This is a genomic window from Aeromonas sp. QDB56 (assembly GCF_027705505.1).
In the GTDB taxonomy this organism is placed as follows: Bacteria; Pseudomonadota; Gammaproteobacteria; order Enterobacterales; family Aeromonadaceae; genus Aeromonas; species Aeromonas caviae.
Map to the genome: position 1 here is coordinate 1 of NZ_JAPDBZ010000002.1, position 25,878 is coordinate 25,878.

Annotated in this window: 18 protein-coding genes and 2 pseudogenes; 9 read left to right on the plus strand and 11 right to left on the minus strand. The window is 62.3% G+C overall.

What is annotated here, in order from left to right; translation table 11 throughout:
* Positions 1–127: 127 nt before the first annotated feature.
* From OKB81_RS00420 to OKB81_RS00430, 3 genes are read right to left on the minus strand one after another with little or no spacing between them, the layout of a single operon-like run.
* Complete coding sequence (locus OKB81_RS00420; RefSeq protein ID WP_160838074.1) at positions 128–934, minus strand: phosphoadenylyl-sulfate reductase; 807 nt, start codon at positions 932–934, stop codon at positions 128–130.
* The gene (cysI, locus tag OKB81_RS00425; RefSeq protein WP_143237144.1) at positions 924–2,636 is read right to left on the minus strand and encodes an assimilatory sulfite reductase (NADPH) hemoprotein subunit; all 1,713 of its coding nucleotides are present in this window, start codon (positions 2,634–2,636) and stop codon (positions 924–926) included. The genes OKB81_RS00420 and cysI overlap by 11 nt, the downstream gene beginning before the upstream one ends.
* Positions 2,636–4,423 (minus strand): assimilatory sulfite reductase (NADPH) flavoprotein subunit, encoded by a 1,788-nt coding sequence (locus OKB81_RS00430; protein ID WP_160838094.1) that lies wholly within the window; start codon positions 4,421–4,423, stop codon positions 2,636–2,638. Before OKB81_RS00430 ends, cysI begins: the two co-directional genes overlap by 1 nt.
* A 198-nt stretch (positions 4,424–4,621) precedes the next feature.
* Here OKB81_RS00430 and OKB81_RS00435 point away from each other — a divergent pair, with 198 nt between their 5' ends.
* A complete protein-coding gene (locus tag OKB81_RS00435; protein ID WP_160838076.1) occupies positions 4,622–5,434 on the plus strand; it encodes a PhzF family phenazine biosynthesis protein in 813 nt (270 codons plus the stop codon).
* A gap of 324 nt (positions 5,435–5,758) precedes the next feature.
* Here OKB81_RS00435 and lysS read toward each other — a convergent pair whose 3' ends face one another.
* Both lysS and prfB read right to left on the minus strand, forming a co-directional pair.
* Positions 5,759–7,294, minus strand: coding sequence for a lysine--tRNA ligase (gene lysS, locus OKB81_RS00440; RefSeq protein ID WP_160838078.1), 1,536 nt, complete (start codon positions 7,292–7,294; stop codon positions 5,759–5,761).
* A 20-nt stretch (positions 7,295–7,314) separates the two neighbouring features.
* A protein-coding gene (prfB, locus tag OKB81_RS00445) for a peptide chain release factor 2 (protein WP_134696129.1) occupies positions 7,315–8,413 on the minus strand; the annotation gives its coding sequence in 2 pieces (ribosomal slippage) (positions 7,315–8,337 and positions 8,339–8,413; 1,098 coding nt in all).
* 252 nt (positions 8,414–8,665) lie between these two features.
* On the opposite strand from prfB, the pseudogene OKB81_RS00450 reads away from it, so the two are divergent.
* Positions 8,666–10,538: pseudogene (locus OKB81_RS00450) on the plus strand (methyl-accepting chemotaxis protein).
* Positions 10,539–10,771: 233 nt separating this feature from the next.
* On the opposite strand, the gene gltS reads toward OKB81_RS00450, so the two are convergent.
* Entirely contained in the window at positions 10,772–11,971 is a 1,200-nt protein-coding gene (gltS, locus tag OKB81_RS00455) for a sodium/glutamate symporter (RefSeq protein WP_041212483.1), read from the minus strand.
* A 489-nt stretch (positions 11,972–12,460) separates the two neighbouring features.
* On the opposite strand from gltS, the gene ansA reads away from it, so the two are divergent.
* On the plus strand, positions 12,461–13,468 hold the full coding sequence (gene ansA / locus OKB81_RS00460; protein WP_010675424.1) for an asparaginase: 1,008 nt from the start codon (positions 12,461–12,463) through the stop codon (positions 13,466–13,468).
* Between the two features lie 251 nt (positions 13,469–13,719).
* Here the strand turns inward: ansA and OKB81_RS00465 are convergent, their stop codons facing one another.
* Positions 13,720–14,013, minus strand: coding sequence for a YeaC family protein (locus tag OKB81_RS00465; RefSeq protein ID WP_010675423.1), 294 nt, complete (start codon positions 14,011–14,013; stop codon positions 13,720–13,722).
* A gap of 60 nt (positions 14,014–14,073) precedes the next feature.
* Positions 14,074–15,507, minus strand: a complete 1,434-nt coding sequence (locus OKB81_RS00470) for a glyceraldehyde-3-phosphate dehydrogenase (RefSeq protein ID WP_160838080.1) — start codon at positions 15,505–15,507, stop codon at positions 14,074–14,076.
* Between the two features lie 211 nt (positions 15,508–15,718).
* On the opposite strand from OKB81_RS00470, the gene OKB81_RS00475 reads away from it, so the two are divergent.
* Positions 15,719–16,522, plus strand: coding sequence for a DUF2989 domain-containing protein (locus tag OKB81_RS00475; protein WP_160838082.1), 804 nt, complete (start codon positions 15,719–15,721; stop codon positions 16,520–16,522).
* Positions 16,519–17,076 (plus strand): NUDIX domain-containing protein, encoded by a 558-nt coding sequence (locus OKB81_RS00480; protein WP_041212486.1) that lies wholly within the window; start codon positions 16,519–16,521, stop codon positions 17,074–17,076. Before OKB81_RS00475 ends, OKB81_RS00480 begins: the two co-directional genes overlap by 4 nt.
* A 62-nt stretch (positions 17,077–17,138) precedes the next feature.
* Here OKB81_RS00480 and sppA read toward each other — a convergent pair whose 3' ends face one another.
* The gene (sppA, locus tag OKB81_RS00485) at positions 17,139–18,983 is read right to left on the minus strand and encodes a signal peptide peptidase SppA (protein WP_160838084.1); all 1,845 of its coding nucleotides are present in this window, start codon (positions 18,981–18,983) and stop codon (positions 17,139–17,141) included.
* 322 nt (positions 18,984–19,305) lie between these two features.
* Between sppA and OKB81_RS00490 the strand changes: the two genes are divergently transcribed.
* From OKB81_RS00490 to OKB81_RS20845, 4 genes and pseudogenes are all read left to right on the plus strand, one after another.
* Positions 19,306–21,333 carry an NADPH-dependent 2,4-dienoyl-CoA reductase gene (locus OKB81_RS00490; RefSeq protein ID WP_103858126.1) on the plus strand — a complete coding sequence of 676 codons (2,028 nt, stop codon included), beginning with the start codon at positions 19,306–19,308 and terminating at the stop codon, positions 21,331–21,333.
* A gap of 107 nt (positions 21,334–21,440) precedes the next feature.
* Positions 21,441–21,989 carry an NAD(P)H nitroreductase gene (locus OKB81_RS00495; RefSeq protein ID WP_049636567.1) on the plus strand — a complete coding sequence of 183 codons (549 nt, stop codon included), beginning with the start codon at positions 21,441–21,443 and terminating at the stop codon, positions 21,987–21,989.
* Positions 21,990–22,770: 781 nt separating this feature from the next.
* Positions 22,771–23,214: pseudogene (locus tag OKB81_RS20840) on the plus strand (methyl-accepting chemotaxis protein); the annotation flags it as partial.
* 24 nt (positions 23,215–23,238) lie between these two features.
* Positions 23,239–23,607: a CZB domain-containing protein gene (locus OKB81_RS20845; protein ID WP_231563281.1), complete on the plus strand. Its 369-nt coding sequence runs from the start codon at positions 23,239–23,241 to the stop codon at positions 23,605–23,607.
* A gap of 20 nt (positions 23,608–23,627) precedes the next feature.
* Here the strand turns inward: OKB81_RS20845 and OKB81_RS00505 are convergent, their stop codons facing one another.
* A complete protein-coding gene (locus OKB81_RS00505; RefSeq protein ID WP_160838090.1) occupies positions 23,628–24,173 on the minus strand; it encodes a sugar O-acetyltransferase in 546 nt (181 codons plus the stop codon).
* Between the two features lie 423 nt (positions 24,174–24,596).
* Positions 24,597–25,475 (minus strand): 50S ribosomal protein L11 methyltransferase, encoded by an 879-nt coding sequence (prmA, locus tag OKB81_RS00510; protein WP_045525764.1) that lies wholly within the window; start codon positions 25,473–25,475, stop codon positions 24,597–24,599.
* Positions 25,476–25,878 lie beyond the last annotated feature (403 nt).

A 25,878-nucleotide genomic window follows, 5' to 3' on the forward strand; every position in this document is an offset into this window, starting at 1 on the left:
TGCCTCCCTCATTTTTTAGCCCTGATACTACGTGGACTGGAACTCAAATTCTCTTAAGTGAACAGCATTGCGGCAGTTGCCGGGCGTTTTTTTGTGGGCGGGCGCAGCACATGGCCGGGCCGGGGGATCAGATGCCGGAGCCGTCGCTCTCGCCACCTTCCTCATGCAGGCCGCACTCGCGCTTGAGGCCGAAGAAGCGAGTCTGCTCCTCGCTCATGCCGGGCTCCCACTTGGCGGTGGTGTGCACGTCGCCGACCGAGAGGTAGCCCTGCTCCCACAAGGGGTGGTAGGGGAGGTCGAACTCCTTGAAATAGTAGAAGACGTCCTTGTTGCTCCAGTCGATCACCGGCAGGAACTTGAAGCGACCGCGCTGGATGGCCAGCACCGGCAGCTTGCCCCGGCTGCCGGACTGCTCACGGCGCAGGCCCGAGAACCAGGTGCGGGCACCCAGCTCGTTCAGGGCGCGGTCCATCGGCTCCACCTTGTTGAGCTGGTTGTAACGGGTGATCCCCTCCACCCCCTGCTCCCACAGGAGGCCGAAGCGGGCCTCCTGCCAGGCCGGGCTGAGTTCGGCCCGGTAGATCTTGAGGTTGAGCGCGAGACGCTCGGTCAGCTCGTCGATGAAACGGTAGGTCTCGGGGAAGAGATAACCGGTGTCTGTGAGCACCACCGGCACGTCGGCCCGCTCGCGGCTCACCAGGTGCAGCATGAGCGCCGCCTGGATGCCGAAACTCGACGACAGCACATGCTCCCCCGGCAGGTTGGCCAGGGCCCAGCGCACCCGCTCGGGGGCGCTCATGGCGTCCAGCGCCCGGTTGAGGGGGGCCAGCGCCTCGACCTGCTCCTCCCGGCCCTGGGCCAGGAGGGCGTCGAGGTCGAGCCGGCCGTCGGCGGTGCGCGCCAGCCGGGCTGTATCAGTCTGTTCAGGCTGCATAGAAGTCCCTCGCGGAGTCGATAACCGGGGCGATGATGCCGGCGCGAATGACAAAATCGCCGAAGCACTCACCCGGGTTGCGATCCTTGGCCCAGCGGCCGATCAGGGCGTCCAGTTCGGCCAGGATCTGCGGCTCGGTGATGTTCTCCAGATGCAGGCGCGGGATGCGGGTCCCCTCGAGGTTGCCCCCCAGGTGCAGGTTGTAGCGACCCGGCGCCTTGCCCACCAGACCCACTTCCGCCAGCATGGCGCGGCCGCAGCCGTTGGGGCAGCCGGTGACCCGGAAGATGATGGCGTCATCCGCCAGGCCGTGCTTGGCCAGCAGCCCCTCGATGTCGGTGACGAAGGCAGGCAGCATGCGCTCGGCCTCGGCCATTGCCAGGGGGCAGGTAGGCAGGGCCACACAGGCCATGGACTGCTTGCGCTGCTCGCTCACGCCGTCATCCAGCAGACCGTACTGACGCGCCAGGGCCTCAATGCGGGCCTTCTCGCCGGCAGGCACGCCCGCGATGATGAGGTTCTGGTTGGCGGTGAGGCGGAAGTCCCCCTGATGCACCTTGGCGATCTCCAGCATGCCGGTTTTGAGGGGCTTGCCCGGGAAGTCCAGCAGGCGGCCGTTCTCGATGAACAGGGTCAGGTGGTGCTTGCCGTCGATCCCCTCCACCCAGCCGAAGCGATCGCCACGGCTGGTGAATTCATAGGGGTGAACCGGCCCGAACTGGATGCCGGCGCGGTTCTCCACCTCGGCCTTGAAAGCCTCGACCCCCACCCGTTCAAGGGTGTACTTGGTCTTAGCGTTCTTGCGGTTGACCCGGTTGCCCCAGTCGCGCTGGGTGCTGACCACAGCGGCCGCCACCTCCAGCACGTGGGAGAGCGGAATGAAGCCAAAGTCGCTCGCCTTGCGCGGGTAGGTGGTGGTGTCGCCGTGGGTCATGGCCAGACCGCCCCCCACCAGCACGTTAAAGCCCACCAGCTTGCCGTGTTCGGCAATGGCCACGAAGTTGAGATCGTTGGCGTGGATGTCCACGTCGTTGTGGGGCGGGATGACCACGGTTGTCTTGAATTTGCGCGGCAGGTAGTTGGAGCCCAGGATCGGCTCCTCGTCACCCCCCAGCTTCTCGCCATCCAGCCAGATCTCCACGTAGGCGCGGGTCTTGGGCAGCAGGTGCTCGGAGATCTTCTTGGCCCACTCGTAGGCCTCCTGGTGCAACTCGGACTCCACCGGGTTGCTGGTGCAGAGCACGTTGCGGTTCACGTCCCCCGCGGTGGCGATGGAGTCGATACCTGTGCTGTTGAGGGTCTGGTGCATCAGCTTGATGTCGCGCTTCAGTACCCCGTGGAACTGGAAGGTCTGGCGAGTGGTCAGGCGGATGCTGCCGTACATGCTGTGTTCTTCGGCGAACTTGTCGATCACCTGCCACTGGGCCGGGGTGATGATGCCGCCGGGCAGGCGGGCGCGCAGCATGACGTTGTGCAGGGGCTCCAGCTTCTGGGCGGCGCGCTCCGGGCGGATGTCGCGGTCATCCTGCTGATACATGCCGTGGAAGCGGATCAGCTGGAAGTTGTCGCCGTTGAAGCCGCCGGTGAGCGGGTCCTGCAGATCTTCGGCGATGGTGCCGCGCAGGAAGTTGCTCTCGCGCTTGAGGCGTTCGTTGTCAGCCAGCGGCCCTTCGACCGGTCCCGGAATAAGTTGTTTGCTCATCAATAGACATCCCTTTGATAACGTTTGGCACGACGCAATTCGCTCAGATACTCTTCTGCTTCCTCACGGCTCTTGTGGCCGTGTTCCGCAATCACTTCCAGCAGGGCTTCCTGCACATCCTTCGCCATGTGGTTGGCGTCGCCACACACATAGAAGTGAGCGCCTGCTTCCAGCCACTGGTAGAGCTCAAGCCCTGCCTCGCGCAGACGGTCCTGCACATAAATCTTGTTGGCCTGATCCCGGCTGAAGGCCAGGGAGATCTTGGACAGCAGGCCCGATTTCACATAACGCTGCCACTCCACCTGATAGAGGAAGTCCTGGGTGAAGTGGGGGTTGCCGAAGAAGAGCCAGTTCTTGCCCTCTGCCCCCTGTGCTTCCCGCTCCTGCAGGAAGGCGCGGAACGGGGCAATGCCGGTGCCCGGGCCCACCATGATGACGGGGGTGTCGGGATTGGCGGGCAGGCGGAAGTTGTCGTTGTGCTCCACGAACACCCGGACCTCGGCATCTTCCGGCAGACGGTCCGCCAGATAGGAAGAGGCGCCGCCGCTTCGCACTGTGCCATCTTCTTGGCGGTAGCGCACCACGCCGACAGTCAGGTGCACCTCTTCTTCCACCTCGCTCTGGGCGGAGGCGATGGAGTAGAGGCGGGGGGTGAGGGGACGCAGCAGTGCGATCAGTTGATCGGCACTCAAGGAAGCCGGGAAGCGTTTCAGTACGTCCACCACCTGGGCGCTAGCCACCAGGGCGTTGACCTGGGCCTTGTCACCGGCCAGATCTTTGAGCGCCGCGTTGTCCGTGATCTCGGCGAGGCCAGTGATCAGGCCCCCGTGCAGCCGGGTCAGCTCGTAGTGACGGGTCAGCGCCTCGCGCAGGCTGCCATGGGGGGTGGCCTCGTCACCGGTCAGACCGGTCAGGGCCAGCACTTCCCCCACGAGATCGGCGTCGTTGTCGAACCAGATGCCGAGCGCGTCCCCCGGTTGATAGGTGATGCCGGACTCTTCCAGGTTGATCTCGATGTGACGGATGTCCTTGGTGGAGTCGCGGCCGGTGATCTTCTGGTTCACCGAGAGTCTGGCGGGGAAAGGGTTCTCCTTGTTGTACTGGCTGTGGCCGACGGCGGCCTGCACCGAGCCCGCCACGCTGGCAGTCGCGGCGCCGGCAGAGAGGGTGGCGGCGACCGCCGCAACGGCCTGCTCGCCCCAGGCCTTGGCAGCATCCTGATAATCCACATCGAGGCTAGCTAGCTCATGGATGCGCTCTGCCCCTGCCTTGGCGAGGAAGCCATCGAAATCCTTGCCGGTCTGGCAGAAGAACTCATAGGAGCTGTCACCCAGCCCCAGCACGGCAAACTTGAGCCCTTCCAGCTTGCCGACCTTGCCCTTCTTGAGCTGCTCGAACAGATCGACGGCACTCTCGGGGGGCTCCCCCTCCCCGTAAGTGCTCACTACCACCAGCAGGTGGCTCTCTTTCTTGAGCTGCTTGGGTTTGTAGTCCGCCATGGAGGTGAGGGTCACCGGCAGGCCGCGGGCCTCGGCCTGGGCCTTGATGGCGCTGGCCACGCCCTTGGCATTCCCGGTCTGGGAGCCGTAGAGAATGGTCAGGCTGCCGCCGGGAGCAGCGACTTCTACGCCTGCGCTCGCCACGGGTTGGACGCCCGCCTGGGAGAGGCCGTAGAGATAACCGCTGACCCAGGCCAGTTGCTGGGTATTGAGGGTGGTGAGAACTTGGTTGAGCTGGCGCTGCTGTTCGTCAGAGAGCGGGCTCAGGGTGGGGGCTGTCAATGGCATCACACATGTCTTCCATGGTCTGATTTTTGGTCAGGGTAAGGGGTGTAATGAATAACAACAAAGAATAAAAATATCTTCTTTATGCGATTTATGAATTTATAAAGCCAAAATCCATCTCAGCCCCGGGGGGCCCGTGATATAAAAATGGCCTTGCCGAGCCCCCTGTCCCAGGGATCTCTCATGCCTCAAGGAGCAACCATGTCCCGTCTCTATCATGTCAACGCCTTCAGCCATCACCCCTTCGGAGGCAACCCCGCCGTGGTGGTGCTGGGGGAAGCGCGGCCCGACGCCGAGCTGCAGGCCATGGCGGCGGAGTTCAACCTCTCTGAGAGCGCCTTTCTGACCCAACTGGGGGAGGGGCATTACGGGTTGCGCTGGTTCACCCCGCAAGTGGAGGTGGACTTGTGCGGCCATGGTACCCTGGCGGCGGCCCATGTGCTGTGGCAGACGGGGGCGGTGTCGGGGGAGCTCCCCATCCGCTTCGCGACCCGCAGCGGTGAGTTGGTGGCCCGGCGGGAAGGGGAGTGGATCTGGCTCGATTTTCCGCGCATTGTCCTGGCGCCCCTCGAGCTGGACCCTGCCTATGGGGCTGCTCTTGGCTGCCAGCCGCTGCAAACCCTGGCGGCCGGGGCCAAGTTCCTGCTTGAGCTCGGTAGCGAGGAAGAGGTCCGCGCGCTCACCCCCGATTTTCACGCCCTGCGGGCGCTGCCGGGCCGGGGGATCATGGTGACGGCGCCATCGAGCCGGGGAGAGGACGACTTCGTCTCCCGCTATTTCGCCCCCTGGGTCGGGGTGGACGAGGATCCGGTGACCGGCTCCAACCACTGCGCCCTGGTGCCCTTCTGGGCCGAGCGGCTCGGCAAACGGCAATTGCGGGCCCGCCAGATCTCGGCCCGAGGCGGGGATCTCAGGCTGGAATTGCAGGAGGAGCGGGTGCTGATGGCGGGCCGGGCACTGACCCTGTGGCAGGGGGAGTGGCTGCTGCCCCCTGTCGCACCAGCGGACCGATGACCGTTCGTCACTGTGTGACTTCTGCATAAAAAAAACGCCCCGCAATTGCGGCAATGCTGTTCAGATAAGCACATTTTTGACTAATTATTCATAAATGCGACTTGAGTTGGGGGAGCAAGGCTGTTTCCAGTCGATGTTCCTTCAGCCTTTATCCAGCGTGGCTTGCAATAGAAAGAGGGAGGCATCATGCCTCCCTCATTTTTTAGCCCTGATACTACGTGGACTGGAACTCAAATTCTCTTAAGTGAACAGCATTGCGCAATTGCGGGGCGTTTTGATTGCCATGGACGGCAGCGTTTTGCTACGGCCCTGTTTCTGCGGCGCTTACTTTTGTGGACGCAAGGCCGGGAACAGGATGACGTCGCGGATGGTGTGGCTGTTGGTGAACAGCATCACCAGACGGTCGATGCCGATACCTTGACCGGCGGTCGGCGGCAGACCGTGTTCCAGCGCGGTGACGAAGTCGGCGTCGTAGAACATGGCTTCGTCGTCCCCTGCGGCTTTCTGGTCAACCTGGGCCTGGAAGCGCTCGGCCTGATCTTCCGCATCGTTCAGCTCGGAGAAGCCGTTGGCCAGCTCGCGGCCGCCGATGAAGAACTCGAAGCGGTCGGTGACGTCCGGGTTCTGGTCGTTGCGACGGGCCAGCGGGGAGACGGCGGCCGGGTACTCGGTGATGAAGGTCGGTTGCAGCAGCATGTGTTCCACGGTCTCTTCGAAGATCGCGGTGATCACGTGGCCCAGCTCCCAGCTCTTCATCAGCTCGATCTTCAGACCCTTGGCGACGGCGGTGGCCTTCTCCAGGGTGGCCAGATCGTCACGGGTCACACCCGGGTTGTACTTCAGGATGGAGTCGACCATGGAGAGGCGCTGGAACGGCTGACCGAAATCGATGGTCAGGCCCTCTTCGCCCTCTTTGGCGTAACGGATCCTGGTGTCGCCCAGGATGTCTTGCGCCAGAGTGCGCAGCATCTCTTCGGTGAGATCCATCAGATCGATGTAATCGGCGTAGGCCATATAGAACTCGAGCATGGTGAACTCGGGGTTATGGCGAACGGAGATGCCTTCGTTGCGGAAGTTGCGGTTGATCTCGTAGACACGCTCGAAACCACCGACCACCAGACGCTTCAGATAGAGTTCCGGAGCGATACGCAGGTACATGTCGATGTCCAGCGCATTGTGGTGGGTGATGAAGGGACGTGCGGAGGCGCCACCTGGGATGACTTGCATCATGGGGGTTTCCACTTCCATGAAGCGCTTGTCGTTCAGGAACTTGCGAATGCCGGCCACCACCTTGGTGCGGGTCACGAAGGTCTTGCGGGACTCTTCGTTGGCGATCAGGTCCAGGTAACGCTGGCGGCAGCGGGCTTCCTGGTCGGTCAGGCCCTTGTGCTTCTCGGGCAGGGGGCGCAGCGCCTTGGTCAGCAGGCGGATCTCGCCGACGTGGACGGAGAGCTCGCCGGTGTTGGTGCGGAACAGGGTGCCCTCGACGCCGACGATGTCCCCCAGATCCCACTTCTTGAACTGCTCGTTGTAGAAGCCTTCCGGCAGGTCGTCACGGGTCACGTAGACCTGGATCTTGCCAGCCATGTCCTGCAGGGTCGCGAAGGAAGCCTTGCCCATGATCCGACGGGTCATGATGCGACCGGCAATCTTCACCCGTTTATTCAAGGCCGCCAGCTCGTCGGCGCTCTTGTCGCCGAACTCGGCGTGCAGATCGCCGGACAGGCTGTCACGACGGAAGTCGTTGGGGAAGGGGTTGCCCTGGGCGCGCAAGGCGGCCAGCTTGGAGCGACGCTCAGTCATCTCGTTGTTCAGTTCGAGAGTCTGGTCGACTTCCGGGGTGGTGGTTTGTTCAGACATGGTGATTCCTGCTGCTCTGTTTACAGGCCTGATTTCAGGCTGGCTTCGATAAACTTGTCCAAGTCGCCGTCGAGTACGGACTGGGTGTTGCGGGTCTCGACGCCGGTGCGCAGATCCTTGATACGGGAGTCATCCAGTACGTAGGAGCGGATCTGGCTGCCCCAGCCGATGTCGGACTTGGTCTCTTCGAGGGCTTGCTTCTCGGCGTTCTGCTTCTGAATTTCCAGCTCGTAGAGCTTGGCCTTCAGCTGCTTCATACACTGATCTTTGTTCTTGTGCTGGGAACGGTCGTTCTGGCACTGCACCACCACGCCGGTCGGGATGTGGGTGATACGCACCGCGGACTCGGTCCGGTTGACGTGCTGACCACCGGCACCGGAGGCGCGGTAGACGTCGATGCGCAGGTCCGCCGGGTTGATCTCGATCTCGATGTCGTCGTCGATCTCGGGATAGACGAACACGGAGCAGAACGAGGTGTGACGACGGCCGCCGGAATCGAACGGCGACTTGCGAACCAGGCGATGGACGCCGGTCTCGGTGCGCAGCCAGCCGAAGGCATACTCGCCGGTGAACTTGATGGTGGCGGACTTGATGCCGGCCACGTCGCCCTCGGAGCATTCGATGAGCTCGGGCTTGTAGCCGTGGGCATCACCCCAGCGCAGGTACATGCGCAGCACCATGTTGGCCCAGTCCTGGGCCTCGGTGCCGCCGGAACCGGACTGGATGTCGATGTAGCAGTCGGAACCGTCGTGCTGACCGGAGAACATGCGACGGAACTCGAGATCCACCAGCTTGGCCTCCAGCTCGTCCGCTTCGACCACGGCTTCGTTGAAGGTCTCTTCGTCTTCGCCTTCGACGGCCAGGCTGACCAGCATCTCGACGTCATCGACGCCCTGGGTCAGGGTATCGATGGTGCTGACGACGTTCTCCAGGGAGACGCGCTCCTTGCCCAGCGCCTGTGCGCGCTCGGGTTCGTTCCAGACATCCGGCTGTTCCAGCTCGGCATTGACCTCTTCTAGACGCTCTTTCTTGGCGTCATAGTCAAAGGTACCCCCTAAGCAGCTCGGTCCTCTCAGACAGCTCCTTAAGCTTGTTTAATACAGGATTGACTTCAAACATCGTGAAAACTCTCGGGGTCGATGTGATTTAAAAACGGGATATTCTAGCCAATTGCAGAAGGAATAAACAGGGTTGGCTGGCCTCGCTCTTTTTCCTGCTCCAATTTTCCGCAGCATTTTTAAAATTTCCGCGTAAAATATCGTCACTCACGCCATTCTCCGCTTCAGTTTTGTGCGGATTGGCCGCTAACAACACACAGTGCCACGCACTCCCGATTGATCCTGTTCCCGACTCCCACAAGAAGAAAACACGATGAAAAACCTATCACTCAAGCTGAAGATACTGTTGTCTGTGGTCATCGCCTTGTCACTGGTGATCCTGCTGCTCTCCTGGCAGAGCTACAGCAGCCAGAAGTCCATGCTGCTGCAAGACAGTCAGGAACAGGTGCAACGCCTTGGCAGCCAGCAGGCCGCCAGCGTCAGCGACTGGCTTGCCGCCCGTCGTGACGTTATCCAGGCCCTTGGCAACAAGGCCGGTGCCGAGCCCCTCAACGCCCTGCAACAGGCCCAGGTGTCCGGCCGTTTCCAGCTCACCTATTTTGGTGAGGGCAGCGGCAAGATGAACGACTCCGACCCCTCCATCAACCGCGACGGTTACGATCCCCGCTCCCGTGGCTGGTATCAGGAAGCCATGGCCAAGGGCGGCATGATCGTCACCAAACCCTACCTCGACGTGGCCTACAACATTCTGGTGGTGACCCTGGCCCAGCCGGCCCAGGGCGGCGTGGTGGGGGGGGGATCTCTCCATCGCCTCCCTGGTGGATGACATCACCAAGATGAAGCTGCCTGCGGACGGCTTCGCCATCCTGATGCACAAGGATGGCACCGTCATCTCCTACAAGGATGCGGCCAAGGCGATGAAGCCGGCCAGCGAGATCGACAACGATCTGACCAATGCCCTGATCGAGCAGAGCAAGGCGAGCAACAGCCTGGTGCCTGCTTTCTTCGACAACGAGGGGCGTGACAAGCTGCTGTGGGCGACGGACATTCCGGACACCGACTGGGAGCTGGTGCTGGTACTGGACAAGAGCACCCTGGAGGCGCCGCTCTCCTCCCTGCTGATGACCCAGCTCGGCCTGGCCCTGCTGGTGCTGGTGGGCAGCATTCTCGCCATCTCCTGGCTGGTCAGCCTGCTGCTCGGTCCCCTCACCAAGGTGTCCCAGGCCCTGGCCCGCATCGCAGACGGTAACGGCGATCTGACCCAGCGCATCAAGATCGACGCCAATGACGAAGTGGGCCAGCTCGCCGGCAGCTTCAACCGCTTCGTGGGCAGCCAGCATCAGCTCATCGCCAACATCCGTCAGCTTGCCAACGAGCTGAACGCCGATGCCGAACGCAGTCTGGTGACCAACCAGGCCGCGGTGGAAGAGCTGCAACGCCAGCAACAGGAGGTGACCATGGTCGCCACCGCCGTCACCGAGATGGCGAGTGCCACCATGGAGATCGCGGGCAACGCCGAGAACACCGCTGCCGCCGCCCAGCAATCCGCCCAGAGCAGTGAACAGGGCAAGATCCTGGTGAACCAGACTCGCCAATCCATCAACAACCTGGCCGAGGAAGTGGGGCAGGCGACCGGCGTCATCGGCGAGCTGAGCCGTCACGCTCAGGCCATCTCCGGCATCCTCTCCACCATCCAGGGCATCGCCGAGCAGACCAACCTGCTGGCGCTGAACGCGGCCATTGAAGCGGCCCGTGCCGGCGAACAGGGTCGCGGTTTCGCCGTGGTGGCGGACGAGGTGCGGGTGCTGTCGCGCCGTACCCAGGATTCCACCCAGGAGATCCAGTCCACCATCGAAACCCTGCAACAGACCACGGCCCGCGCGGTGAGCCTGATGCAGACCAGCCAGGGGCTGGCGGACAACAGCGTGAAGGATGCCGACGCTGCCGCTGCGGCTCTGGAGGAGATCACCCAGGCCGTCAGCCTCATCTCCGACATGGCGGGCCAGATCGCCACCGCCGCCGAGGAGCAGACCCAGGTGACCGGTGAAATCACCCAGAACACTACCGCCATCAAGGATGTGAGCGACGAGATCACCGCTTCCGCCATGCGCGACTTGGATCAGGCGCACAACCTCAAGGGGCGTGCCACCAACCTGAACCAGCAGGTGTCGACCTTTATTTTGTAAGGAAGGTCAGGCCGCAATCTGAACCAGCAGGTGTCGACCATCCTCCTGTAAGTTCTGACACGCGGCGATCAAGGCCGCCATGACAAAGCCCCGCACTCTGCCGAGTGCGGGGCTTTTTGTTTAGATGTTTCCCAGCGGGCACCCATGAAGGATGGGATTCAGTGCTGCTGGCGAGCAGAAATGACAGAGCCCACCGCAAGGTGGGCTCTGTCATACGGGGCCTGCGTCCGGGATCACAGGAAGGGCAGGGCCAGGAACAGCTTGATCACCACGGCGTTGATGATGTCGATGAAGAAGGCACCGACCATGGGCACCACCAGGAAGGCCAGGTGGGAGGGGCCAAAGCGCTGGGTGATGGCCTGCATGTTGGCAATGGCAGTGGGGGTGGCGCCGAGGCCGAAGCCGCAGTGACCCGCCGCCAGCACGGCCGCATCATAGTTGCGCCCCATGACCCGGAAGGTGACGAAGATGGCGTAGAGCGCCATGGCCACCGTCTGCACGGCCAGCAGGATGAAGATGGGCAGGGCCAGGCTTGCCAGCTCCCACAACCTGAGGCTCATCAGCGCCATGGCGAGGAAGAGCGACAGGCTGACGTTGCCGAGCAGGGAGACCTCGCGGTCGCTCACTTCGTGCCAGTTGAGCAGGGTGAGCAGGTTGCGCAGCAGCACGCCGACAAAGAGCACGCAGACGAAGATCGGCAACTCGAAGACGCCGCCCTTGAGGTAGAGGGCCAGCATTTCGCCCCCTTTCAGGCTGATGGCGATGAGTGCCAGGGTCTCGATCAGGCTGAAGGTGGTGAGCGGGCGCTCCATGTCCGGCATCTCGAAGCCCTGGGGGGCGCCGTCACGGTTATGCTCCTCACCGGGCACCTGCACTTTCTTCACCAGATAGCGGGCCACCGGGCCGCCGATGAGACCCCCCAGCACCAGACCGAAGGTGGCACAGGCAATCGCCAGCTCGGCGGCGGATTGTACGCCGTATTTCTCGGTGAAGATGGAACCCCAGGCCGCCCCGGTGCCGTGGCCGCCGGAGAGGGTGATGGAGCCGGCTAGCAGCCCCATGTGGGGATCCAGCCCCAGCAGGGTGGCCAGACCCACCCCCAGGCTGTTCTGCACCAGCAGCAGGCCGGTGACCACCAGCAGGAAGGTGGCCACCGCCTTGCCGCCGCGCTTGAGGCTGCCCAGATCGGCGGAGAGGCCGATGGAGGCGAAGAAGGTCAGCATCAGGGCCGTCTGCAGGCTGGTATCAAATTGCAGTTCGATCTGCAGGGTGGAACGCAGCACCAGCAGCACCAGGGCAACCACCAGGCCACCGGCCACGGGTTTGGGGATGTTGAAAGTGCGCAGGGGTCCTATCTTGTTGACCAGCAGGCGGCCAAGCAGCAGCACCAGGGTCGCGGCGACCAGGGTGGCGTAGGCATCAAGTTGTAGCATTCAGTGCTCCCATGTTGATCGGCTGTGTCTTTGGCGAGAAAGACTCACGGATCCAGCCGGGATGAAACAGAGTGGCGAACGCGCCAGTGACAGAGGGGCCGCAGCCCCGTCCCTCTGCAAAAGAGGGGGTCGACACGAGCCCGTGTTCGTCGGGCGTCCAGATGAGATTTGTGAAAAATCCGCCGGATACTAGCAAAAAACACCAAGTACATCCACATATATCACATTAATGATTAAAACATGGTGTTAATATGGCATTTAAAACTGCCTCGCCGAGTGTGCTCCGGATCGCAACAATGCTGCTGCGGCTGTCATTTGCAGCGGCACTCTTTATAATTCGCCCGGTTCCGCCCCCACGGGAGGACACAGACCCTCAAGAGGTCTGCTGATGACCGATATTGAGCCCGCCCGCACCATCTGAAGGACGGGGGCTGTATCGGTTGAGCCCTGTTTGATTTGCCGGTTTCCAGTCCAGAGAGAGGAGAGGGTGTGAAGAAGTCCATCTACATTGCCTACACAGGCGGCACCATAGGGATGCAGCGTTCCGACCACGGTTATGTACCGATGGCGGGCTTCATGGAGGACTGTCTGGCACGGATGCCCGAGTTCCATCGACCGGAAATGCCCGATTACCATATCCACGAATATGCCCCCCTCATCGACTCTTCCGACATGACGCCGGCAGACTGGCAGCGCATCGCCGAGGATATCAAGGGCAACTACGACAAGTACGACGGTTTCGTCATTCTGCACGGCACCGACACCATGTCGTTCACCGCGTCTGCGCTCTCCTTCATGCTCGAAGATCTGCACAAGCCGGTCATCATCACCGGCTCCCAGATCCCCCTGGCCGAGCTGCGCTCGGACGGTCAGCAAAACCTGCTCAACGCCCTCTATATCGCGGCCAACTACCCGATCCACGAGGTGACGCTCTTCTTCAACAACCAGCTCTATCGCGGCAACCGCAGCAAGAAGGTGCATGCCGACGGCTTCCACGCCTTCGACTCGCCCAACTACCCGCCCCTGCTCAATGCCGGTATCGCTATCTCCCTGGAGGCAGGTGAGCTGGGCGTGCCGTGCGATCGCCCCCTGGTGCTGCACGACATTACCCCCCAGCCCATCGGGGTGGTGACCCTCTACCCGGGGATATCGGCTGAGGTGATAGCGAACATCCTGCAACAGCCGGTGCGTGCGCTGATCCTGCTCTCCTTCGGGGTGGGCAATGCGCCCCAGAACCCGGCCATGCTGGCGCTGCTCTCCGAGGCATCTGCCCGGGGCGTCATCATCGTCAACCTGAGCCAGTGCCTGCACGGCAAGGTCAACATGGGGGGCTATGCCACCGGCAACGCCCTCTCCCGTGCGGGAGTCATCTCGGGCTTTGACATGACCGCCGAGGCGGCGCTCACCAAGCTGCACTTCCTGCTGAGCCAGGATCTGCCGGCGCCGCGCATCCGCGAGCTGATGCAGCAGTCCCTGCGCGGGGAGCTGACCCCCTGACTTTCCCTCTCACCCTAACCCTCTCACAGCGGGAGAGGGGATAGATCGAGGTGGCGAGGTTTGCCATGAAGATCGCCGGCAGGTGGCCCGCTGACTGCTCGCAGGTGCGTGCCAGCTCCCTTCTCCCCTGGTGGGAGAAGGGCCGGGGATGAGGGGGATGAGTCATCCTGCATAGAGAGGAAAAAAAGAGGGGAGCCATAATGGCTCCCCTCTTTCGTTTCGTTACCGCGATAGGTGACGTGCGGCCTGCCTCAGTGGCTAAGGTCTACCCGTACTATCTCTTCCTCATCGCGATACTGGCGCTTGAGCTCGCTCTTGCTCTTCATCACGATCTCGCCGTCACGGCCGATGTTCATGTGCTCGGGGTTCTCAAGGTGCATCGCCTGCCAGGCCATCACGGCCTGCAGGGAAGTGGCCTTCTGCTCCTCGGTGAGGGGCTTGCCATCCGGCCATTTGCCGAGCTCGACCGCAGTCTTGAGCCGCTCGTACACCTCTTTGGGCATCTGCGCTATCGCTTGTTGAAACGTCACTTGCTGAGACGACATCCGGCCTCTCCTTGAAAATTGAGCCATGAACACGGGTTCAGGCGGGCAGATCCTGTCGGACTATACCGGTAGATCTTGGCGGACTACGCCAGCCATCTGCTCCATCACCCGTACTACCTGACAACTGTACCCGAACTCGTTGTCATACCACACGTAGAGCACGCAGTGATCCCCCTCGGCGATGGTGGCCTGGGAGTCGACGATGCCCGCAAAACGGGAGCCCACCATGTCGGAGGAGACCAGCTCGGTGCTGGCACTGAAGTCGATCTGGCGATGCAGGGCCGAGCTCAGTGCCATCTGCTGCAGATAGGCGTTGAGGCTCTCCCGATCGGTGGTCTGTTCCAGCGACAGGTTGATGATGGCCAGGGACACGTTGGGTGTGGGCACCCGGATGGCGTTGCCGGTCAACTTGCCCTTGAGCTCCGGCAGCGCCTTGGCCACCGCCTTGGCGGCGCCGGTGCTGGTCATCACCATGTTGAGGGCTGCGCTGCGACCGCGGCGCTCGCCTTTGTGATAGTTGTCGATGAGGTTCTGATCGTTGGTATAGGAGTGGACCGTCTCCACGTGGCCGTGGCGGATGCCGTACTTGTCCTGCATCACCTTGAGCACCGGGGTGATGGCGTTGGTGGTGCAGGAGGCGGCGGAGACTATCTTGTCATCCGGGCCTATCACCTCGTGGTTGACCCCGAACACCACGTTCTTCATCTCCCCCTTGCCGGGGGCGGTCAGCAGCACCCGGGCGGCGCCGCGGGCCTTGAGGTGCTCGGACAGCCCCACTTCGTCACGCCAGACCCCGGTGTTGTCAACGATCAGCGCATTGTCGATGCCATAGGCGGTGTAGTCGATGTCGGCCGGGCTGTTGGCGTAGATCACCTGGATGAAGGTGCCATTGGCGATGATAGCGCTGCGTTCTGCATCCACCTCGATGGAGCCGTTGAAGGGGCCGTGCACCGAATCGCGGCGCAACAGGCTGGCACGCTTCTCCAGATCCCCGTCGCGACCGCCGCGCACCACGATGGCGCGCAGGCGCAGGGAGTTGGCGGCGCCGGTGCGCTCGATGAGCAGACGGGCCAGCAGGCGGCCGATGCGACCGAAGCCGTAGAGTACCACGTCGGTCGGGGCGGGCACGGTACTGCGGTTCAGGGCCGGTGCCAGCTTGGCGCGCAGATAGTCCTCGATGCCAGCTTCATCCTGGTGATCCTGCCAGTAGCCCACGGCCAGTTTGCCGAGATCGACTTCGGCGGCGGTGGGGTTCAGGGCGACGATGGTGCGCAGGAGAGGGAAGCTTTGCTGGATGGGCAGCGGGGTGCCCTGGTGGCGGCGAACGACCCGGTGGGCCTTGAGGATATCGATGGTGGAGGCGTTTTGCAGGGGGCGTCCGTAGAGGGTGATCTCTATCCCTTGCTGTCGGTAGAGGCGACCTATCAAGGGTTGCATGGCTTCGGCGAGCTCCTGGCTCTCCTGCCACGCCTGCAAGTAGTGCTCGTGGGTCATTAACCAGATCCTTTTATTTCACGTTGTTGAAGCAAGTTGCCTGGGCAAATTGAAATTCGTCGAAGGCAGATCAGTGTAGGGCTGATGGTTTCGTTATATTATTCTGCAATCGCGGCCTTATACGGCGCGCGCATTGTAATGGATATGTAGCCTGTTTGCTAGTTGGCGGTGGCCGGTGCGGGTTGCGATTGTTATCAACCAGATGTGAACCATGACCTTATTCTCACAGCGTCCGTTACTGCTTTCCCTCGCTTGTTGCCTGACGTTGACGGCCTGCGACGACGACAGGATCCACAACATCTGCTCCCAATATCCCGCCCTGTGCGCGGACCTGGTGGACGACGGCTGGTGCCGCTATGAGCGCAGCGACGTCATTCGCGGTCGTTACTATCTCCAGGAAGAGGGGGCGGACAGGCGCAAGTACGATCTGATGCGCGGCCTGGAACGTTATCTGCAGTGCGCCGAGCACTCCACCAACATTGAGTACAAGCGGGCCAGGGAGCAGAAGAGCCCCAGAGTGGAAGGGATGCTGGCCGCCGGCCGGCAACTGGAGCAACTGGACGCTCAGACCCGGGGCTCCCGAGATCCCTACCTGCTGCTCTGGCACTGGACCAACAACACCAGCCCCGATGCCCGCGCCAGCTTCCTCGCGCAGGAGGGGACGCCGAGCCTCGAGGAGCCCGAGCTGCAACTGGCGCTCGGCGGCATCTATGCGAAGAGCGAGCCCGAGAAGGCCATCAGGCTGATGCACCATGCGCTCTCCCTCTATCGGGAGGGGGACAAGGTCAACAGCCGGATCCTCACCGCCCTCAGCACCCTCTACATGGGGCAGAAGCGATTTGATCAGGCCTATCTGTGGGGCAAGGTGAGCGAGTCATTCCAGGAGAGCCCCGAGGTCTCCGCCACCCGGCTCGGCATTTACCATGCCATCGGCAAGGAGGAGCAGGAGACGCTGGACGACCAGGCGGCCACCATCGTCGATGCACTCAGGCAGGGGAGCTACCGCACACCATGAATCCGACCCTGACAGAGGTCCGGGAGTGGGCCCATCCCTTCGATATCCGTCTCGTCCACGGCCAGATCCGCGGCGAGGACAGGGTGCTTGAACGGGCCACGGTGAGGGCCGTGGTGATGCGTGGTGATCGACTGCTGCTGGTGCACTCCAGCGTCAACGGGGATCTCATGTTCCCCGGTGGCGGCATCGAGCACGGGGAGGCGCACGATGCGGCCCTGGCCCGGGAGCTGCGGGAAGAGTGTGGCGCCGAGCTGGTGGCCGTGGGCCCCCTGCTGGGAGAGACCCGGGAGTATCGTGCCGCGCGCGAGCCGGATTACGATGCCTACTGCATCCGATCGTCCTATTACCTCTGCCGGGTCGGGGAGGACTGGAGTGCGCCGCGCCCCCAGCCCTACGAGATCCGCCTCGGCTTCACGCCGGGCTGGTTCCCCCTGGCCGAGGCCCTGCAGACCAACAAGACCCAGCTGGCGGGTCCCTGTCCCCAGTGGACGGCGCGAGAGACCCGGGTGCTGGCAGAGTTGCACCGCTGGCAAGCGTCCGGCTTGCTGACCTGACAAGGCCGCTTGCCCCATAAAAAAACCGCCTGTCGGCGGTTTTTTTATGGCTGTCCCCGGCGTCAGGGGAGACAGACCTGGCAGAAGGCGTAGGTGCCCTGGGGATCGTTGAAGCGGGTCAGCGGGTCCAGAGTGCGGTTCATCTCCAGCAGCGCCTTGCCAAGCCCGGCGGGCAGCCAGCTTTGCAGGTGCGGGGCCAGCGCCTGGGCGCTGCTGTCAAACAGCTCGCGCAGGAACTTGTCCCTGGCAGACTCTTCCGGTGCGATGGGGGTGACCTGCCAGCTCTTGAGGTTGGCGAGATCGGCGGCCGCCTTGAGGGCGTCATCCAGATTGCCGAACTCGTCCACCAGCCCCAGTGCCTTGGCATCCTGCCCGGTCCAGACCCGGCCTTCGGCGGCTTTTTCCGCCTCTTCCGGGCTAAGGCCCCGGCCCTTGCCCACCAGGCCGACAAAGCGTTGATAGGTGTCTTCCACGCTCAGTTGAATGGCTTCACCCACGTGATCCGGCAGGGCACGGGTCAGCCCGACCCCCACGAAGTCGGTGGTGCCGACGCCGTCGGTGTGTACCCCGTACTGGGAGAGCGCCTTGTCGATGGTGGCGAACATGCCGAACACCCCGATGGAGCCGGTGAGGGTGGTGGGGGAGGCGAAGATCTTGTCCGCATCGGCGGAGATCCAGTAGCCACCGGAGGCGGCGTAGCTGCCCATGGAGATGACCACCGGCTTGCCTGCCTGTTTCAGGGCCAGCAATTCGGCGCGGATCTGCTCGGCGGCGAAGGCGCTGCCGCCCGGGCTGTCCACTCGCAGCACCACGGCTTTCACCTGATCGTCACGGCGGGCCTCGGCCAGCAGATCGGCAAGGCTGTCGCCGCCGATGGTGCCGGCAGGCTGGACGCCATCCATGATGGCGCCGCTGGCGGTGATGAGGCCTACCTCATCCTTGCCGCTCTGGGGGTATTGCTCCGGGATGGCGGCCAGATACTCTTTCAGGCCCACGCCCTTCCAGCCGTGATCATCGGCCTCGCCCACTTCCTTGATCACCGCCTGGGTCATCTCGTCGCGGGTGGCGAGCTGATCCACCAGACCGTTGTCGAGGGCGTAGCTGGCCGCATTGCCACCGGCCTTGCGCAGCAGTTCGAGGAAGTGATCCTTGTTCGGTGCCACGGCATCAGGCTCGATCTCCCGCTGCTCCGCCACGTCGGCCACATAGGATTGCCACAGCTGATCCAGCCAGCGCTGGTTCGCCTCCTTGCTCTCGGGGGACATCTCGTCCCGGGTGTAGGGCTCGACGAAGGACTTGTAGGTGCCGACCTTGAAGACGTGCGGGGTGATGTTGAGCTTCTCCAGTGCCGACTTGAAGTAGGTCTGGTAGACACCCAGCCCCTCGATCAGCACGGCACCACTCTGGTTGAGCAGCACGTGGTCGGCGTGGGCGGCGAGCAGATAGGCCCCCTGGCTGTAGTAGTCCGCCATGGCGATGACCGGCTTGCCGCTCTCCTTGAAGGCGTCGATGGCGGCCGTCACCTCCTGCAGTTTGGAGAGGCTGGCCCCTTGCAGACCCTGGGGCTTGATCACCAGCGCCTTGATGCGATCGTCATTCCCCGCGCTCTTGATGGCCCACAGCAGATCGGAGAGGACGATTTCGCTTGGCTGCTCGTCCCCCTTGTCCATCTGCCTGAGCAGTTGCACCGTGGGATCGGTCTGGGTGCGCTGTTCTACCAGCACACCGGAGAGATTGAGGGTGAGCGCCCCCTCGATGGGGGTGCTGGGGGTCTCGCTCTGGCTGACGCTGAAGACAATGACCAGCACGACGAGAAGAAACAGCAGGTTGACCAGCATCAAGCGGGTAAAGTTGAGCAGGCGCCAGAGGCTGCGAAAGAGCCATCCCAGACCTTTGAAAATAGACATAGCTGCGTTGTCGCCCTGTTAATGGGTTGAGAGCCGCCATTATTAACCAGTTGCGCAGCCAATTGCCATTTCCCCTTGAGTCGACTGCCTCCCCGCCACTTCGGAACACGGCTGTTCGCTGAAGAAATGTCCAAACATTTGTTTGAAAAAGGGTTTTCGATTCTTTACTCTAGCTCCAGCTTGATAACAAAAAATTAACTGAAAGGCCCGATGAGCCGGCCCCATCTCCACCCACCCCCTTCTTTTTACTGCCCGTCACCCGAGGCAGCCAGGAAGGCTGGAGCATGACCCCGTGCACATCGACCTCGACAAGGAGTGCATCATGAGCCGTTATCCCACGCTGCTGACCCCCCTCGATCTGGGTTTTACCCAGTTGCGCAACCGCGTACTGATGGGGTCCATGCACACCGGCCTCGAGGAGGAAAAAGGGGGCTTTGACAAGCTGGCCGCCTTCTATGGTGAGCGGGCCCGTGGCGGGGTCGGTCTCATCGTGACCGGCGGTATCGCCCCCAATTTGCGGGGGCGGCTGGTGCCCCACGGATCCCAGCTGAGCTTTTCCTGGCAGGTAGCCAAACACCGCAAGGTGACCGAGGCGGTGCACCAGGAAGGGGGCAAGATAGCGCTGCAGATCCTTCATGCGGGCCGCTATGCCTACCATCCGTTCAGCCTGGCGCCGAGCGCCCTCAAGGCTCCCATCTCCCCGTTCAAGCCGCGGGCCATGAGCGAGCGGCAGATCCGCGGCACCATTCGCGACTTCGCCGCCACTGCGGCGCTGGCCAAGGCGGCCGGTTATGACGGGGTCGAGGTGATGGGGTCGGAAGGCTATCTCATCAACCAGTTCATCTGCGAACGTACCAACAAGCGCACCGATGGCTGGGGCGGCAGCAGCGAAAACCGCATGCGCTTCCCGGTGGAGATTGTCCGCGCCATCCGTGAGCGGGTGGGCACGGATTTCATCATCATCTTCCGCCTCTCCATGCTGGATCTGGTGGAGCAGGGCTCCTCCCTTGAGGAAGTGATCGCACTTGGCCGGGCACTGGAGCAGGTGGGGGTCACCCTCATCAACACCGGTATAGGCTGGCACGAGGCGCGCATTCCCACCATCGCCACCAGCGTGCCGCGCGGTGCCTTTAGCTGGGTGACCGCCGAGCTGAAAAAGCACCTCAAGGTGCCCCTCATCACCACCAACCGCATCAACACCCCCGAGGTGGCGGAGCGCATCCTGGCGGGCGGCGAAGCGGACATGGTCTCCATGGCGCGCCCCTTCCTGGCAGACCCCGAATTCGTCATCAAGGCGGCTGAAGACAGGGCGGACGAGATCAACACCTGCATCGCCTGCAACCAGGCCTGCCTCGACCACGTGTTCAAGCAAAAGCGTGCCTCCTGCCTGGTCAACCCCCGCGCCTGTTTCGAGACCGAGTTGACGTTTGGCCGGGTGCCCCAGCCCAAGAAGCTGGCGGTGGTGGGGGCGGGTCCTGCGGGGCTGGCGTTTGCCTGCTACGCAGCCGAGCGGGGCCATCAGGTAAGCCTGTTCGATCAGGCGAGCGAAATCGGCGGCCAGTTCAACTTTGCCAAGCAGATCCCGGGCAAGGAGGAGTTTCACGAGACCCTGCGCTACTTTGCCAAACGGCTTGAGAAGTGCGGCGTCGAGCTCTATCTGGGCCAGCGCCAGAGTGCCGAGAGCCTGCTGGGCGGCGGTTTTGACGAGGTGATCCTCGCCACCGGCATCCGCCCGCGCACCCCCAATATCCCGGGTATCGAGCACCCCAAGGTGTTGAGCTATCTGGATGTGCTGCGGGATCACAAGCCGGTGGGCGAGAAGGTGGCGGTCATCGGCGCCGGCGGCATCGGCTTTGACGTGGCCGAATACCTGGTGGAGAAGAGAGGAGCGCCGGATGCTGAAAGCCATCGCGATCACTGGCTCAAGGAGTGGGGTATCGACAAGCAACTGGGTGAGCGCGGCGGCCTGACTACCCCCGAGATCGATGCCCCCGAGCGCCAGATCTGGTTGCTCCAGCGCAAGGAGAGCAAGGTGGGCGACGGCCTTGGCAAGACCACTGGCTGGATCCATCGCACCGTGCTCAAGAATCGCAAGGTGCAGATGCTCTCCGGCGTCCAGTACCTGCGTATCGACGATGCCGGGCTTCACATCCAGGTGGGCGACCAGCAGCAGTGCCTGCCGGTGGATCAGGTGATCATCTGTGCCGGACAGGAGCCCCTCAAGGAGCTGCAGGCCGGTCTGCAGGCTGCTGGCAAGCCGGTGCACATCATCGGCGGTGCCGACGTGGCCGCCGAGCTGGATGCCAAACGCGCCATCCGGCAAGGGGCGGAGCTGGCTGCCGTCATCTAGCCGCCCGACCCTTTCGTATCCTGACAAACCCCTGAACCTCAGGGGTTTTCTTCATCCGGTGCTGTGCTAAGGTAGCGCCATCATCGCCTTTGACAAGGAACTGCCCCATGGATGCCCTCCATCTGTTACTCAATCGCCACTCCTGTGGTCGTCTGGCCGAGCCTGCCCCGAGTGGCGAAGTGCTCGACAATATCCTCAAGGCCGGGCTGCGGGCGCCGGATCACGGCACTCTGACCCCCTGGCAGTTCATCCTGTTTGAAGGGGAGGGGCGTGAGCGTCTGGGGACATTACTGGCTGATGCCGCCCTTGCCCGTGGCGAGGATGCGGACAGTGTCGAGAAGTGCCGCGCCGCGCCACTGCGTGCTCCCCTGGTGATCGCGGTGGCGACCCGTTATCAGGCGCACCCCAAGGTACCGAAACTGGAGCAGGAGCTCTCTGCCGGTTGCGCCCTGATGGCGATGCAGATGGCGGCCCAGGCCCAGGGCTTCAACGGCATCTGGCGCTCCGGCTGGTTCATCTTCGACGAGCAGATCCATGGTGCACTGGGGCTGGCACCGGAGGATCAACTGGTGGGCTTCCTCTACCTTGGCACCCCCATGCTGGAGGCCCGCAAGCTGCGCGAGTTGCCCATCCAGGACTTCGTGCGCAGCTTCTGAAGCACAGAATGCCAAAAGCCCTGATTATTCAGGGCTTTTTTGTTTTCTGACAAAGCCGTCAGGCTGTACTGATAAATGTGCACTTGCCAAGAGGGGAGAAGGGGGTTGGCCAGACATTTTTTGAATTGTGAGAGATTCTTCTCACTCCTGGTTTATTACGCTATGTAAAACGTTTGCGCCGCGTTATTATCCCACTGCCAGTTTAGAAGGTGACCCCTTCTAATTTTCTGCGATGAGAGTCGCAATTCCGTAGCACCTTTTTAGAGCCCAACGTCTTGATGACATTGGGCTTCATTTTTTGTAGGGCTGGCACGTCAGCGTTCTTTCTCCTCTTCCTTTTATCTACCTCACCCTGCCTTTTTGTGGCGATCTTTTGCACAGCCATGCGTGTGGCCTCGATTGGAATCAGGATCAGGGTCAAATATCCTGCATTTGCAGGTGAAATCCGGCCCGGGATCCGCCAGCATCGGCAGAGACAAGAGAGCCAGAGGCTTCCCTTCGACGTCGACTGTCCGCACCTTTGCCATCCGGAGGCTATATGTGGTTCAACCGCAAGCTTGAAAAAGAGAATCAACAGCTCAGGGAGGCGATGCTTCTCAAAGAGCAGCAGCACCAGAGCGAGCTGGCCGAATTGCGCGCCACCATCGGTGAATACGAGCACATGCAGCGCACCAGCCGGGAGCGTGGCGATCTCTTCAATCAGGTGATCTCCTGCCAGAACCAGGGAGGTGAGATGCTGCAGAGCGTGCGGGAAGCGCTGGCTGGCAGTGCCGAGCACCTGATGGCGGAAAAGGGAGCGCTCTGCGAGCTGGATCAGCTCTTTGCCCAGACCCGGGGCGCCATCACCCGTCTCTCCGATCGCGCCCATGCCATCACGGATGAGGCGGCTCGCAGCCTCGCAGCCGTCCATCAGCTCGATGCCAGTACATCCGCCATCAACCAGTTCGTGACCGCCATCCAGGGCATTTCGGATCAGACCAACCTGCTGGCACTCAATGCGGCCATCGAGGCGGCCAGGGCCGGTGAAGCTGGCCGAGGATTCGCGGTGGTCGCCGATGAGGTGCGTCAGCTGGCGAGCAAGGCTCATGAAGCCAGCAGCCAGATCGAGGTGCTGGTCAGACAGATAGTGGCACAGGCGCAGGAGATCAAGTCCATCATCAATGACAACCAGGCCAGTGCCGCCGAGGTGGCGACCTCCTCCTCCCAGATCGATGTGGTGGTGACCCAGGTGCTGGCACAATCAGGCCGGATGCAGCAGGTGATCCACAGTGCGGCCTCCACCTCCTTCCTCAATACCACCAAGCTGGATCACGCTGTCTGGAAGAACACCATCTATCGGCTCATCGATCAGCAGCATTTTCACGAGCCGGTGAGCGACCACGCTCAGTGCAGGCTGGGCAAATGGTATTTCGAGGGGCAGGGTGCGGAGCTCTTCGCCCACAAGCCGGGCTTTCGTGAACTGGACGGGCCCCACAAACGGGTCCACGAGAGCGGCAAGGCCGCCCTGCACGCGCGCGAGCAGGGGGATATCAAAAGCATGGTCGAGCAGCTCAAGACCATGGAAAACGCCAGCATGCAGGTGGTGCACTGCATCGACCGCTTGCTGGAAAGCGCCTGAGCGAGCCTCTGGCCTTCCGCTCAACCTTTGACTGGCAGCAGCCGTGCCGGGTTGCCTGCCACCCTGGCACCGGCCGGTACATCTCTGGTCACGACCGAGCCCGCACCCACGACGGCTTCCCGCCCTATGGTGACGCCGGGAAGCAGAATGGCGCCGCCGCCTATCCAGACCCTGTCTTCGATGGTGACCGGCAGCGCCGTCTCAACCCCCTGAATGCGCTCATCGGCGTCCAGCGCATGGGCGGCGGTGTAGATCTGCACGTTCGGCCCAATCATCACCTCGGCACCGATGTGAATGGGGGCATTGTCCAGCAGGGTGGCCCCCATGTTGATGTAGCTGCCCTTGCCAAGGTGGATGTGGCGGCCATAGGTGCAGTAGAAGGGTGGGCAGATGAAGGCACCCTGTGCCAGCTCGCCGACGATCTGCAGCAGTGCCAGCTGTTCATCCTCCTCGTCGCTGCGATTGAAGCGGCGGTACAGGCGGGCCGTCTCCCGGCGCAACAGATCCAGCTCTGGCGCCATGCAGTTGTAAGGCTGGCTGGCGATCATCTTCTCGTATTCGGTCATGACTGGGCCTCTATGGGGTGGAGGAAGAGAGGATAAGTCATCGGGAGGCAGAGAAGCGTGAGGCTCTCCCCAGAGTGGGCAGAAGGAGAACGGCGTCCGGAAACGACAAGGGCACCCTGCTGGGGTGCCCTTGTCGTTCAACGACCTAAGTGTTGCCGCTGTGGCTTGTCAGCCGAGTGTGTGGCCAATGGGTTGGCAACTGCCGTGGCTTGTTGTTTATCAGCCGAGCTTGCGGCCGATGGGTTGGCAACTGCCGTGGTTTGTTGCTTATCAGCCGAGTGTGCGGCCGATGGGTTGGCAACTGCCGTGGCTTGTTGTTTATCAGCCGAGTGTGCGGCTGATGGGTTGGCAGCCACCGTGGCTTGTTGTTTATCAGCCGAGTGTGCGGCCGATGGGTTGGCAGCCACCGTGGCTTGTTGCTTATCAGCCGAGTTTGCGGCCGGAGAGGCGGCACCACTCTTCTTTCACCGCAGTCGGGTCCATCTCGAACCACTGGCCGTAGATGGTTTCCAGCTCCGGGGCCTGACTTTCCAGCACGCCGGAGAGAGCCATCAGGCTGCCCGCTTTGCCGTGGCCGGCGATAAGCGGCGCCAGCTCCCGCAGCGGGCCGGCCAGGATGTTGGCGACCACCACGTCCGCTTCGACATCTTGCGGCTGGTCGGCTGGTAGATAGAGCTCAATCTGGTCGGCGACGCCGTTGCGCGCGGCGTTGTCGCGGCTGGCCTGAATCGCCTGCGGGTCGATGTCGATACCGATAACGCGGGCGGCACCCAGTTTCAGGGCGGCGATGCCGAGGATGCCGGAGCCGCAGCCAAAGTCGACCACGGTTTTACCGGCCAGGTCCAGCCCGTCCAGCCACTGCAGGCAGAGTGCCGTGGTGGGGTGGGTACCGGTACCGAAGGCCAGACCCGGATCCAACATGACGTTGACCGCATCGGGGTTCGGCACGTCGCGCCAGCTCGGGCAGATCCAGAGCCGCTCGCCGAACTGCATGGGGTGGAAGTGATCCATCCATTCGCGCACCCAGTCCTTGTCTTCCAGTTGCTCGACCTTGTAGCCCACGTCTTCACCGAAGATCTGCTGGAAGAAGGCGATGGTGGGAGCCGGATCGGTTTCGGCGTCGAACAGTCCCATTACTTCGGTCTCGCCCCAGAGCGGGGTTTCACCGGGCATGGGCTCATAGACGGGCACATCCTTGGCATCCATAAAGGTCACCGCCTGGGCCCCACGCCCCAGCAGCATGTTGCTCACCTTGTCTGCGGTCTTGGCAGTGGCGTTGATTCGAATTTGTATCCAGGGCATGGCGTCGGCTCTTCATAAATGTGAAACCGCGGGATTCTATCATCATGGGCCCGTGCTGTCGTGGTTTGACCATGACCTCATGGAGAAGGGAGGCCACCCTGCCAAGTTGGCACGGTTAATGTATTCCTTCATGGGTGACGGGAAGCAACTTGTTCCCGCTGAATGCTTTGCTCTATGAAGTTCCGTCATCTTTTTTCAGCCACCTTCGGGTGGCTTTTTTTATGCCTGTGCGCTGAAAAACGGTTAATTGGGAGGGAAAAGCAGAGATTGGCACGCTATCTGCAAAGTTACAGATGTCCTGCATAAGGATATGTGTGTGATTGTTACCCCAACGTTCAGGTTTTTAGGGCCATCCCGACGGGATGGCCTCTTTTTTATGGTTTTTTCGGGGGAGATGCCCCGT